The sequence below is a fragment of the Vibrio sp. CK2-1 genome (assembly GCF_021726515.1).
In the GTDB taxonomy this organism is placed as follows: Bacteria; Pseudomonadota; Gammaproteobacteria; order Enterobacterales; family Vibrionaceae; genus Vibrio.
This window is the reverse complement of record NZ_JAKKCJ010000001.1, coordinates 929,994-942,345: the sequence shown is the minus strand read 5'-3', so window position 1 is coordinate 942,345 and position 12,352 is coordinate 929,994. Positions and strand designations below refer to the sequence as shown.

Genomic DNA, 12,352 nt, shown 5'->3' with positions numbered 1-12,352 from the left:
TATACCCAAGTAACTTGGGTATACCACTATCCCGAATAATCACTCCAAAATTGTTCGGGATTTTTTTATTGCCTTTTTGTTAATTTTTTATCGCTAATTGTATACAACTAGATATAATTCTTTTCCGCCTTTTCACGCAGTTAGGAGTTGATATGCACCGTTATCGTAAAGAAGGATCAATCCTTGTTAAGTTAGCAACCCCCGTGCTATTGGCTTCTGTTGCTCAAACCGGTATGGGTTTCATTGATACCGTCATGGCCGGTGGCGTAAGTGCAACCGATATGGCTGCGGTCGCGGTTGCTTCTAGTATTTGGCTTCCTTCTATTCTATTCGGTATTGGTCTGTTGTTGGCCTTAGTTCCAGTTGTTGCTCAACTTAATGGCTCTGGCCGACAAATAAGAATTGCCCATGAAATTCAGCAAGGTTTCTATTTGTCGTTTTTGGTAGCGATTCCTATCATTTTAGTCTTATCGCAAACTAAGCATATTCTCGACATCATGCATATTGAGCCTGTGATGGCGCAGAAAACTAATGGCTATATGTTTGCCATGATTTTTGCGGTTCCCGCTTTTCTACTCTTCCAAACATTGCGTAGTCTGTCTGATGGTTTATCGCTAACCAAACCAGCGATGATTCTCGGCTTCTTAGGCTTGGCGATTAATATTCCATTAAACTGGATCTTTGTTTATGGCAAGTTTGGTATGCCAGCACTCGGTGCCGTAGGATGTGGCGTGGCAACCGCCATTGTTTACTGGGTTATGTTTTTGCTGATGCTTACTTATGTATTAGTAGCGCAGCGCTTTAAGAATATTCATATTTTCAGTGAATTCCATAAGCCGAACCTGCACTCATTAAAGCGTTTATTCCGCTTGGGATTCCCTATCGCGGCTTCACTGTTTTTTGAAGTTACCCTATTTGCAGTGATTGCTTTGCTTATTGCGCCACTCGGCCCGATTGTGGTTGCCGCTCACCAAGTGGCGATAAACTTTTCAACGTTAATCTTTATGCTACCGATGAGTATTGGTGCAGCCGTCAGTATTCGTGTTGGTCACCAGTTAGGTGAAAAAAGTGTCGAAGGCGCTAAAATTTCAACGCATGTCGGTTTGTTATTTGGACTTGCAACCGCGGTTATAACGGCCTTGTTAACGGTGGTATTTCGCCATCAAATTATTGATTTATATACAGACAACCCAGAAGTAACCATCATCGCATTACACCTTTTGATCATGGCAGCGATTTATCAATGTAGTGATGCTATTCAAGTTGTTGCCGCCGGTGCACTACGTGGTTATAAAGATACCAGTTCCATCTTTACCCGCACTCTCATTTCTTATTGGGGAATCGGCATGCCGGTTGGTTATATTTTAGGAATGACCGATTGGATCACCTCGAAACCAATAGGTGTAACTGGCTTTTGGATTGGTATCATTATTGGCTTAACCACCGCGGCGATTTTATTATCACTTCGCTTATTATGGTTACATAAACAAGAAGATGATGTGCAATTAGAATTTGCTGGTCGTTAGATTTAAGAAAGGCTCGATTACTGTCGAGCCTTTCTCCTAAAGTCACTTGGGTATATATGCCCTATTACGCACCTTCATTTCTAACATGCACAAAGCGTGCGAAACGTGGTAATCCGTTTTTTGTGTAACCATTAAACCGAAAAGTGACTTTAGAGCCTAAAGCCGGTGGGTTTTCTCTTAATTCATCCGTGAGCCCGCTACCAACATAGAAACGCTTCCCGTCTTTCCATTCAACGTACAATGATCCCGTCTTTAATGCATTTCGTCCTTTGCCAGGTTTATAGCCAATCACAACCGCTTCATCATCTTGATAAGATTTAAGCTTTAAAAGATCTTCACTACGACCATTTTGATAAAGACTGCTGAAATTCCTTAGCATTAAGCCTTCACCATTCTGCTTTTCAATTTGTTCTAGTTTCTCAAATAACGCGTCACGGGATGGAATCGTTTCATACTCTACTCGGTTCAAATAAGGTGACTTAGCCTTATAAACGGCATGATTTAACCATTCGCTTCTAGTTATAAATGTGGCTTCCTCATCAATCACGTCAAATGCCATATAGAGAATATGCTTCCAATCTTCATCACTAGGAATATCATCAAGAACGGTCCGTTGAACTTTAGAAAATTCCCCTCTACCCGCCCATAATTCACCATCTAATTTGGTGTTTGGGAAATTTTTAGTAAACCATTTCGGCGCATGAATGGGGTGTCCATTACGTGTATAAAATTGCTCACCATCCCAAAATGCTCTTATACCGTCCAACTTTTCACTCATGTAGTAATCTTGAAGATTAATATCATCGTCATACTCATTAGCGAGCATCAGTTGCACCTTGTCATTCTCTTTAGCATTAACCTCAGCATTGATTGAAAATGCGGTTGGTAAGCACGAGATTGTCAGCATAAAAGATAGTGGTGTGAAATATTGATTATTAGCCATAAAGCCCTCCTCAGCTCAGTGTAAGCAGAGAGCTTGATTCAAGGCTTTTTAAAACGAAAAAATGCGATTGGTAGGAAACAAAAAAATAAGTGAGCATCATATAAGTTACAAATAATAATGATAAACTCATGCACTACATTTAATAGATGAGAATTTGCAATGATTAAAGCAGCTGTGTTTGATATGGATGGTCTTATGATCGACTCGGAACCTTTTTGGCGACAAGCCCAATTGGAAGTGTTTCCAACCCTTGGGGTGAAGATCAGCTTACAAGATACCATTGATACTACCGGTATTCGTATTGACCAAATTGTTGAACAATATTTTCGTCAACAGCCATGGGAAACTCACAGCTGTGATGATGTCTGCATTATGATTTTAAATCGCGTTATTGAGTTAGTGAAAGAACACAAGCCATTGATGCCTGGGCTATTTCATGCGCTGGAGACATGCCAACAACTAGACTTGAAAATTGCACTGGCTTCATCTTCGCCTATGGTTCTCATTCAGGCAACATTAGATGCGTTAGAGCTAGATGGTGTATTTGAAGCGGTATTGTCTGCGGAAGGACTACCTTATGGTAAGCCTCACCCTGAAGTGTATTTGAATGCTGCGAATGAATTGGAAGTGTCGCCGCTAGAATGTGTCGCGTTAGAAGATTCTTTTACTGGTTTACTGGCAGCTAAAGCCGCACAAATGAAAACTATCGTGATCCCAGACACTAATCATGCAAGCCAACCACGATTTGTGATTGCTGATCATAAACTCAGCTCACTTGAAGAAATTACTCCAGAGTTATTACAAGCTCTGTAAGTTAACTTTCCCGTTGCTATTTCCCGTCACTACTTTCTCGTAGCGACGGGAATTTTTCTACCTTTTGGAAATAGCGTTACATCCCATCGAGCAGTTTAGCCAGTTGTTCTTTTTGAAGTACTCCAACATAGCGTCCACCTTTATCAATCACAGGTAATAACCCCTTACTTTCTAGTACGGTAGGCATAATGGACTCTATGCTTTGCTCTATATTTGCAATAGCTTGCTCATGAGCTTGTTTACCCAATAATTCACCTATATGCGCATTTGAATTTGTGGCTTCTTTTAACTGATGCAGAGTAACATTAGCTATGTACTGTTGTTCTGATGTCACTACCGCCATTTCACTCAATGCCAATTGTTGCATTTGCTCGATAGCTTCACTGATCGTTAGCGTTTCTAATAGAGCCTCCTGCGCTAAATAGGCGTGTTTAACGGTTAATGCTCGACCTCGATTAATATCCTGAACAAACGACGCTACATAGTCTGTCGCAGGGTTTAATAATATATCGACCGGCTTACCTTGCTGAACCAATTCACCATCTTTTAAAATCGCGATTCTATCGCCTAAGCGAAGTGCTTCATCAAGATCATGGGTGATGAAAATAATAGTTTTATGCAGTTTTTGTTGAAGATCTTTTAATTGCTGCTGCATTTCACTACGAATGAGTGGATCTAATGCAGAGAACGCTTCATCCATTAATAAAATATCAGGGTCAGTACATAGCGCTCGCGCGAGGCCTACCCTTTGTTGCTGTCCACCTGACAATTGATTGGGGTACTGATTCTCATAGCCATTAAGCCCCACAATATCGATCCAGTGCTGCGCTTTTTCTTTCCAGTCGGCTTGGCTAATACCCTGAATTTTTAATCCGTAAGCCACATTTTGAATCACTGTACGGTGTGGCAGTAATCCAAAGCGTTGAAACACCATCGACATTTTATGACGGCGTAGGTCTTGGATTTGCTTTTTATCTAGCGAGCAAATATCAATGCCATCGATTTCGATAGTCCCTTCGCTTGGCTCGATCAGACGATTGAAATGACGTATTAAGGTCGATTTACCAGAGCCGGACAAGCCCATCACCACGAAGGTTTCCCCTTGTTCAATCTCTAAATTAATGTCACTTAGCCCGACACTTAGTTGGTAGCGATTCATTAACTCATCTTTTGACAGTCCTTGCTTTAATTTAGTGACGCCGTCACTTGAGTGTTCACCAAATACTTTATAAAGGTTCGAAATTTTAATATAGGAAGCAGACATTAAGACTTACCTCCTAGGTGCTGTTGTGTACGCTTTGCATAGCTTTGGGTTACACGGTCAAAAATAATCGCTAGTGCTACGATTGCTAGGCCATTCAATAAACCTAGAGTGAAATATTGATTGGTTATCGATTTTAATACTGGTTGCCCTAGCCCTTTAACCCCAATCATTGAAGCGATCACCACCATTGCCAGTGCCATCATTATCGTTTGGTTAATACCGGCCATGATATTGGGCATCGCCAGTGGAATTTGAACGCCAAATAACCGCTGCATTCGATTGGCACCAAAAGCGGTTGATGCTTCTAGTACTTCTTTATCGACTAAACGAATGCCTAAATTGGTTAATCTGATCACGGGAGGAATCGCATAGACGACAACGGCAATGAGCCCCGGAACTTTACCTATCCCAAGTAGCATCACAATAGGAATTAAATAAACGAAAGCCGGCATGGTTTGCATCACATCAAGCAGCGGCGTGACGACTTTTTGAATCCGATTGGAACTTGCCATGGCAATACCTGTGGGTACACCGAGCACAATGGCGACAAAGGTAGAGACAAGAATAATACTCATGGTACGCATGGTATCTTCCCACATCCCTAAGTAGCCGATAAAAAAGAAAGCCGCCACCACACTTAACGCCAGCTTCCAAGAACGGCTCGCGCCATAGGAAAGAGCGGCTAATACGGCGATCACAAGCCACCAAGGTGTTGCCAGTAGCAGTTTTTCAAAATGCACTAAGAAAGATAATAGTGGATCAAAGAAGGATTCAATTGTTTCGCCATATTGACGGGAAAAATCACGATACGCCCCATCTAAGGTTCTTCTTAGCCATAATAAGCTATCGCGATCAAGCTCGGGGAATTCGGTTATCCATTGAGGTACAGACATATCATTTCCATTTTTATGATCATTACAACAAGCGGATACAGGCTCTTCTGCACCCGCTAGACCAACATTTATAGCTCATCTACCGCAGCTTGAACGGCCGCTTGTGCTTTTTCATCTAGCCACTGAGACCATATGTCTTTGTGCTTTATCATGAACTCTTCCATCGCCATATCACCATCGGCCTGATTGTCTTCCATCCAAGCAAGCATTTGGTTCATTTGCTTATTGGTATAAGAACGGTGAGATAAATACTTCATGGCCTCTGGAGCCCGATTAGCAAAAGATTCCGTGACTACTGTGTCTACTTTAGAAGGTGGCCACATAATTGGTTTTGGAGTCGCGCATTCAACTTGAGTAATACACTCTTGGTAATGCTTGACATCGGTGCCTTGTCCGAATTCCACTTTTACCATTGGATACTTACCTAATACCGAAGTTGGTGCCCAGTAGTAACCAAACCAAGGTTGTTTTCTATCGTAGGCTTTGGCAATGGTGGCCGCTAAAGCCGCGCCAGATCCCGGATCGACTTTCTCAAACCCTGACTGGTTAAGATGAAGTGCATCAAAAATGTGTCCAGCTGAAATTTGGCAAGTCCAGCCTGCCGGGCAAGTATAAAACGCGGATTTGCTGTTATCTTCTGGGTGGGTAAATAACTTTGCATTGGCTTTTACACCCTCAATGGTAGCTAGGCTTGGGTCTTTATCCACCATATATTGCGGAACCCAAAAACCTTCTTCACCACCATCCGATAGGCTCTGCACCGCAAAGCGCAGGCGTTTTTCTTTTACGCCGTTTTCTAGCAGTTCTTTTGCGGAGTTACTCCACAGCTCGGGGGCAATATCCGGCTCGCCTTTTTCAACCATAGAAGTGGTTGTCGGAACGGTGTCGCCTGGTACCAGTTCGACGTCACAATCGTAGGCATTTTCTAATATGAATTTATCGACGTTGGCCATTAAAGTGGCGGAGCTCCAATTCATATCGGCAATCGAAACTGTACCGCACTCAGATGCCACGGCTGACAATGGAAAAGATGAAGCAAGCAAAAGAGAAGACAAGCCTAATAAATGTTTTTTCTGCATAAATATTTCCTTATATTTTTTATTAATCGTACTGTAATTGCTTATAAAATTATTCCTCTAAATATAAATAGTAGATATAGGGCAAGGTTTTGCTGAATTTAAATTAAAAACTAGGCAATAAAAAAGCAGCTAAAAACTAGCTGCTTTGATTGTTAAGACTGAAAATGGCTAGACTTTGGGGTCTTCCACTTTGCCTTGAGCTTTCATTTCTTCATACCATAAGTCATGATGCTCTTTAGCCCAAGTTTCATCCACTTCACCTTTCACCATGCCCTCTAGAGCGCCTTCCATACCGAATAAACCGATATAAATATGGAAGATAAAGCCACAGATAAGGATCAAGGCGGAGATCATGTGCGCTAAGTTAGATAGCTCCATATCTCTGCGCCCTTGGCCAAACATAGGGAAGTCTAAGATAAAGCCGGTGATTGCTGCCACAACCCCCATGAAGATAAGCATCCAGAAGATCAGCTTTTCACCGGCATTGGAAAACTCCGCCGATGGATGTGAGCCTTTATGCTTACCAACCATGCCGCCTAGTTTCAAACACCAATCAAGGTCGATTTTCTTGAAGGTACTTTTACGCCACCACTTAATCAGTACCGCAATCAGTAAAATAAAGAAAATAGGACCAATATAGTTATGGAACTGCTTAGCAAAGTAGATGATATCTCCCCATGCTGCGGTTGAAATAACAGGTTTAAGGAAATGTTTTCCCCATACCAATGTCATTCCTGAAAACGCGAGGCTTAGGAAAGTAAACGCCATTGACCAATGCAAAGCGCGATCAAAGCGCGACCAACGCTTAATAGTGCGCCCTGTTCTAGGCTTACTTAGTTTTAGTGGACCGACGATAAAGTACGCCAGCGTAACCATGGCTAAACTGCCTAGTACTGCAATCGCGCCTAATGGCGACATCCACTTTTCTTTTAATTTATACCAAGTCTCACTTGCGGTGCTGACTAAAACGCCATGCTCCATCGATTGAGAAGTGGTATAGCCTTCCTGACCATCTTTCACTTGCTGAAAAAACTCATCACCCGCTAGGCGAGTCATTTCTTTTTCAGCCGTCGTAGCAGGCGCAACACCGGTTTGTTTATTTTCGTTGTCGTTAGCTAAAGTGGTAAAACTCAAGCACAACATCATCACTGTCACCAAAGAGACAGCAAACGTCTTGAATGATTTCATAAACATGCCTTTCTCCTTATTTGTGACTGCTTGGTTGCGATGCATCATGTGCAAGAGAGTCATCATAAACAACTCCAGTCACATTGCTGCGATCGTCTTTACCACCACGGTCATGCACACGTTTTGCCATGACTTGAGCAATCTTATCTGCAGGACCGGCGATTAATGCTTTGGTCGAGCAAAGAGAAGCACACATTGGTAGCTTGCCTTCCGCGATACGGTTAGCACCATACTTTTCGCGCTCTTCTTGTGAACCCGCTTCTGTTTCAGGACCACCGGCACAGAAGGTACATTTATCCATTTTGCCACGTTCTGCAAACGCACCATGTTGAATAAACTGTGGTGCGCCAAATGGACAGGCAAACAAGCAGTAACCACAACCAATACATAAGTCTTTATTGTGTAGAACAATATTGTCTTCTGTACGATGGAAGCAGTCAGCAGGACACACCGCCATACAAGGCGCATCATCACAATGCATACAAGCCACCGAGATAGACGCCTCGCCAACTTCACCATCATTAATGGTTACAACACGGCGACGTTGAATACCCCATTCAAGAGCATCATCGTTTTCGTTTTTACAGGCAGTGACACAACCATTACATTCAATGCAGCGTTCCGAGTCACATAAAAACTTCATTTTAGATTTTTTATCTGTCGTAGACATAACCTACCCCTTACGCGTTTGAAGTGCTGGTGGCTTTGCTGATTTTACAAAGCGTCACTTTGGTTTCTTGCATTTGAGTCACAGGGTCATAACCATAAGTAGTTGCCGTGTTTGCTGACTCGCCAATAACGTAAGGATCGGTACCTTCTGGATACTTCTCGGTTAAATCCTTGCCTTGGAACTTACCGCCAAAGTGGAATGGAATAAATGCCAGTCCAGGTAGAACACGGTTCGTCACCATGGCTTTCACCTTAATGCGACCTTGTTCTGCACCTTCCACCCAAACATCATCACCATCCTTGATGCCATTGGCTTGTGCTTCTTGTGGGTTAATTTCCACAAACATTTCTTGTTGAAGCTCAGCCAACCAAGGGTTAGAACGGGTTTCTTCACCACCACCTTCGTACTCAACCAAACGGCCAGAGGTCAGAATAATTGGATATTCTTTCGAATGGTCTTGATCTTGTATTGATTTATACAAAGTCGGTAGACGATAAATCGCATCGTTATCTTCCCACGTTGGGTAGTCGGCAATCAGATCACGACGTGGTGTATACAGTGGCTCACGGTGCAATGGCACGCGATCTGGGAACTGCCATACAATCGTACGTGCTTTACCGTTACCAAATGGAATACAACCATGCTTAATCGCAACACGTTGAATGCCGCCTGATAAATCCGTCTTCCAGTTTTTACCTTCAGCAGCGGCTTTTTCTTCAGCGGTTAACTCATCCCACCAACCAAGTTGCTTCAATAGCTTGTCGGTAAATTCAGGGAAACCATCTTCGATTTCACAATCTTTCGAGAAGCTGCCATCCGCTAACAGACTCTTGCCTTCAAACTCGACACCAAAACGAGTACGGAAGTTACCACCACCGTTCGCAACGCTTTTCGACGTATCATAAAGAATGTGAGTGCCCGGATGTTTCAACTCTGGCGTACCCCAACATGGCCAAGGTAGACCATAGGTTTCGCCTTTGATTTCACCTGATTCCGCTTCCAGGTTTTCATGGCTAAATAGGTGCCAATTTTGTTGATGGAACTTCAAACGCTCAGGGCTTTGGCCTGTGTAACCAATTGTCCACATGCCGCGGTTAAATTCACGGGTGATATCTTCAATAACTGGCTGGTTATTCTTGATTTCTACATTTCTAAATAACTCATCGGCAATGCCAAGTTTTTTAGAGAGTAGATACATGATTTCATGATCAGGTTTTGATTCGAACAGAGGATCAATTACTTGATCACGCCATTGAATCGAACGGTTTGAAGCTGTCACCGAACCATGGGTTTCGAACTGAGTCGTTGCCGGTAGTAGATAAACACCGTCAGTACGATCATTAATCACCGCTGCAACCGTTGGATATGGATCGACAATCACCATCATATCCAGCTTTTGCATCGCTTTTGGCATTTCATGTCCACGGGTTTGCGAGTTCACCGCATGGCCCCAGTAGAACATGGCACGAATATTATCGTTTTGCTCAATGCGAGATTTGTCTTCTAGAACACCATCTACCCAACGAGAAACAGGAATACCCATATTATTCATTGGTAATTTTCCGTTGTATTTACGCTGATCAAAACGGCCTTTTAGCCAGTTATAATCAATGCCCCACACTTTCGACCAATGCTGCCAAGCGCCTTCAGATAAACCGTAGTAGCCTGGTAAATCGTGAGATAACACACCAAAGTCGGTTGCGCCTTGTACGTTATCGTGACCACGGAAGATATTTGCCCCGCCGCCAGATTTGCCCATGTTGCCCAGTGCAAGTTCAAACACACAGTAAGCACGAGTATTGTTGTTGCCCGTTGTATGCTGAGTACCACCCATACACCAAACCACACAACCCGGTTTATGATGAGATAAGGTCTTCGCCGCTTGGTAAACTTCTGCTTCAGGAATGCCTGTTACACGTTCAACTTCAGATGGGCTCCACTTCGCGACTTCTTCACGAATTTCATCCATGCCGAATACGCGTTGATGGATAAACTCTTTGTCTTCCCAACCGTTATTAAAGACATGCCACAACATACCCCAAATAAAGGCAACGTCAGTACCAGGACGTAAAGGAACGTGTTGATCGGCTTTTGCTACGGTGCGGGTTTTACGAGGATCCGCAACGACGATCTTACAACCACGCTCTTTGGCGATAAGAATGTGCTGCATCGCAACCGGGTGCGCTTCCGCAGGGTTTGAACCAATAAATAGAATCGACTTACAGTTATGCATGTCGTTAAATGAGTTGGTCATTGCGCCGTAGCCCCAAGTGTTAGCAACACCGGCTACTGTGGTCGAGTGACAAATACGCGCTTGGTGATCAACGTTATTGGTGCCCCACATAGAGGCCATTTTACGGAAGGTATAAGCTTGTTCGTTGTTATGCTTAGCGGAACCTAAGAAATACACCGAATCAGGGCCAGATTCTTGACGAATTTTTAATGCTTGGTTACCGATTTCTTCGATCGCGGTATCCCATGAAATTCGTTTCCACTTGCCGCCTTCTAACTTCATTGGATATTTTAAGCGACGTTCGCCATGACCATGTTCACGTAAGGCTGCGCCTTTAGCACAGTGACCACCGGCATTAAATGGGTGATCGAAAGCAGGCTCTTGACCTGTCCAAACGCCATTTTGCACTTCTGCATAAATGCCACAACCTACCGAACAGTGAGAACAAATGGTTCTTTTCACTTCGGTTGGCGCTGAGCGGTCCACTTCTTGAGCTTCGGCTTTTTTCATAATGCTTGGGGCAAACATAGAGGCGCCCACAACCGCACCACCGGCAGCGATACCGGTGTTTTTCATGAAATTACGACGGCTTAAACCGAGTTGGTTCTCGCTTTTCGAGACGCTATCAGAGCGCTTTGTCAGTTTCATTATCGCTACTCCTATAGAGAATCGAAATAATCACGAATGTGTTGCGTTTCGTGATAGCCCTTTTTTAATTTTGGCTGCTCATTATTTTGAGGCTTTTCTGCAGCTGATACTTGCGTTGAAATACCGGCTGCCACTACACCACCTACAACCGCGGCAGTAGTGATTCCCTTGAGTAAATCTCGTCGACTTTCGTTGACGCTCTCTTTATTTAGAGATGTTGTCGTTTTCATACATTGCTCCTTGTAACCGTGTATCCGGTTATCGGAAACCATTGTTAAATAAGCGATTTGATAGATAGATTCACCGAACCGCTTATGACGCAGATTTAAATTGCTTTCAAAGGCAATTAAGGTCCATGGTTGAACCTGAAGGCTATCAAAGGTATTCCCCTTAAATGCCTATTCTTCAAATATAGAAATACTTAAAGAAAACTTATTCTTATTGCAGACGAGTTATTTCTATTTCGCCTGACGATGTTTTTTCGGTATATCGAGCCTGCTCGATTAAGCCAAAGTGGCGCAGTACCCGTGAAACCGGTAAATAAAACTGAGCCGATTCAGCCTTCTCAATTTCATTACAAAATGAGATAAACCACGGGCGAATATGAGCATTAAAAAACTGTTGCTGAGAATCGAATTCTTCAAATTGCAACATAGACATCACTTCTAACAGCGCCGAAATACTGTCTTCTGGCTCGCGAATATCTTCTTGTCTTTCAAAGCCAAAACGTTTGAGATCTTGGCGAATCGCAACCAATGGTTTTTCCATCAAGGTGCCCGCTATGTGCCATGAACTAAATGGCACTACTTCACCGCAGCCAATACCAATAAATAAGTCTTGGTACTCATCGGCAACCTGTTCTGTTGTCGTTGCCATGGCGGTTTCTTTTAACTTAAACCAGGCGTTAGTCATTGCGTGCTGTTCACAAGGTTCAACATCTAATTCACTTAACCATTGCAGAACTTCTGATGATGACACTTCACGGAATAAGCACGCCAATAAACCATAAATTTCCGCCGTCACCTGATCTTGTTGGTCACCTGCTTGTTCATCAATAAGGTCTTGCTCAGCAATATTTTCATTCGACTGTGACAT

General features: G+C 43.1%; 11 protein-coding genes. 2 read left to right on the top strand and 9 right to left on the bottom strand.

The genetic code is table 11. The annotated features are described in order from the left end of the window. Positions 1-152 precede the first annotated feature (152 nt). Positions 153-1,526: an MATE family efflux transporter gene (locus L3V25_RS04140; RefSeq protein WP_237294189.1), complete on the top strand. Its 1,374-nt coding sequence runs from the start codon at positions 153-155 to the stop codon at positions 1,524-1,526. Positions 1,527-1,590: 64 nt separating this feature from the next. Here L3V25_RS04140 and L3V25_RS04135 read toward each other — a convergent pair whose 3' ends face one another. Beyond that, positions 1,591-2,469: a DNA ligase gene (locus L3V25_RS04135; protein ID WP_237294188.1), complete on the bottom strand. Its 879-nt coding sequence runs from the start codon at positions 2,467-2,469 to the stop codon at positions 1,591-1,593. 159 nt (positions 2,470-2,628) lie between these two features. Between L3V25_RS04135 and hxpB the strand changes: the two genes are divergently transcribed. Beyond that, positions 2,629-3,282 (top strand): hexitol phosphatase HxpB, encoded by a 654-nt coding sequence (hxpB, locus tag L3V25_RS04130; RefSeq protein WP_237294187.1) that lies wholly within the window; start codon positions 2,629-2,631, stop codon positions 3,280-3,282. A gap of 76 nt (positions 3,283-3,358) precedes the next feature. Here the strand turns inward: hxpB and L3V25_RS04125 are convergent, their stop codons facing one another. The 8 genes from L3V25_RS04125 to L3V25_RS04090 all read right to left on the bottom strand — a co-directional run bounded on the left by L3V25_RS04125 (position 3,359) and on the right by L3V25_RS04090 (position 12,352). Continuing rightward, the gene (locus L3V25_RS04125; RefSeq protein ID WP_237294186.1) at positions 3,359-4,546 is read right to left on the bottom strand and encodes a betaine/proline/choline family ABC transporter ATP-binding protein; all 1,188 of its coding nucleotides are present in this window, start codon (positions 4,544-4,546) and stop codon (positions 3,359-3,361) included. Next, positions 4,546-5,439 (bottom strand): proline/glycine betaine ABC transporter permease, encoded by an 894-nt coding sequence (locus L3V25_RS04120; RefSeq protein WP_237294185.1) that lies wholly within the window; start codon positions 5,437-5,439, stop codon positions 4,546-4,548. Before L3V25_RS04120 ends, L3V25_RS04125 begins: the two co-directional genes overlap by 1 nt. Positions 5,440-5,507: 68 nt before the next feature. Then, positions 5,508-6,518 (bottom strand): ABC transporter substrate-binding protein, encoded by a 1,011-nt coding sequence (locus tag L3V25_RS04115; protein ID WP_237294184.1) that lies wholly within the window; start codon positions 6,516-6,518, stop codon positions 5,508-5,510. Between the two features lie 168 nt (positions 6,519-6,686). After that, positions 6,687-7,706 carry a formate dehydrogenase subunit gamma gene (locus tag L3V25_RS04110; protein ID WP_237294363.1) on the bottom strand — a complete coding sequence of 340 codons (1,020 nt, stop codon included), beginning with the start codon at positions 7,704-7,706 and terminating at the stop codon, positions 6,687-6,689. 16 nt (positions 7,707-7,722) lie between these two features. After that, positions 7,723-8,376 carry a formate dehydrogenase FDH3 subunit beta gene (fdh3B, locus tag L3V25_RS04105; protein WP_038149519.1) on the bottom strand — a complete coding sequence of 218 codons (654 nt, stop codon included), beginning with the start codon at positions 8,374-8,376 and terminating at the stop codon, positions 7,723-7,725. Between the two features lie 10 nt (positions 8,377-8,386). Next, positions 8,387-11,257: a molybdopterin-dependent oxidoreductase gene (locus tag L3V25_RS04100; protein ID WP_237294183.1), complete on the bottom strand. Its 2,871-nt coding sequence runs from the start codon at positions 11,255-11,257 to the stop codon at positions 8,387-8,389. A gap of 11 nt (positions 11,258-11,268) precedes the next feature. Then, positions 11,269-11,487, bottom strand: coding sequence for a twin-arginine translocation signal domain-containing protein (locus L3V25_RS04095; protein ID WP_027695323.1), 219 nt, complete (start codon positions 11,485-11,487; stop codon positions 11,269-11,271). Between the two features lie 208 nt (positions 11,488-11,695). Then, positions 11,696-12,352, bottom strand: coding sequence for a molecular chaperone TorD family protein (locus tag L3V25_RS04090; protein WP_237294182.1), 657 nt, complete (start codon positions 12,350-12,352; stop codon positions 11,696-11,698).

Bases quoted from the DNA above. Each gene is read 5' to 3' on its own strand.
- L3V25_RS04140 (WP_237294189.1), top strand. From the start codon at position 153: ATGCACCGTTATCGTAAAGAAGGATCAATCCTTGTTAAGTTAGCAACC.
- L3V25_RS04135 (WP_237294188.1), bottom strand. From the start codon at position 2,469: ATGGCTAATAATCAATATTTCACACCACTATCTTTTATGCTGACAATC.
- hxpB (WP_237294187.1), top strand. From the start codon at position 2,629: ATGATTAAAGCAGCTGTGTTTGATATGGATGGTCTTATGATCGACTCG.
- L3V25_RS04125 (WP_237294186.1), bottom strand. From the start codon at position 4,546: ATGTCTGCTTCCTATATTAAAATTTCGAACCTTTATAAAGTATTTGGT.
- L3V25_RS04120 (WP_237294185.1), bottom strand. From the start codon at position 5,439: ATGTCTGTACCTCAATGGATAACCGAATTCCCCGAGCTTGATCGCGAT.
- L3V25_RS04115 (WP_237294184.1), bottom strand. From the start codon at position 6,518: ATGCAGAAAAAACATTTATTAGGCTTGTCTTCTCTTTTGCTTGCTTCA.
- L3V25_RS04110 (WP_237294363.1), bottom strand. From the start codon at position 7,706: ATGAAATCATTCAAGACGTTTGCTGTCTCTTTGGTGACAGTGATGATG.
- fdh3B (WP_038149519.1), bottom strand. From the start codon at position 8,376: ATGTCTACGACAGATAAAAAATCTAAAATGAAGTTTTTATGTGACTCG.
- L3V25_RS04100 (WP_237294183.1), bottom strand. From the start codon at position 11,257: ATGAAACTGACAAAGCGCTCTGATAGCGTCTCGAAAAGCGAGAACCAA.
- L3V25_RS04095 (WP_027695323.1), bottom strand. From the start codon at position 11,487: ATGAAAACGACAACATCTCTAAATAAAGAGAGCGTCAACGAAAGTCGA.
- L3V25_RS04090 (WP_237294182.1), bottom strand. From the start codon at position 12,352: ATGTCACAGTCGAATGAAAATATTGCTGAGCAAGACCTTATTGATGAA.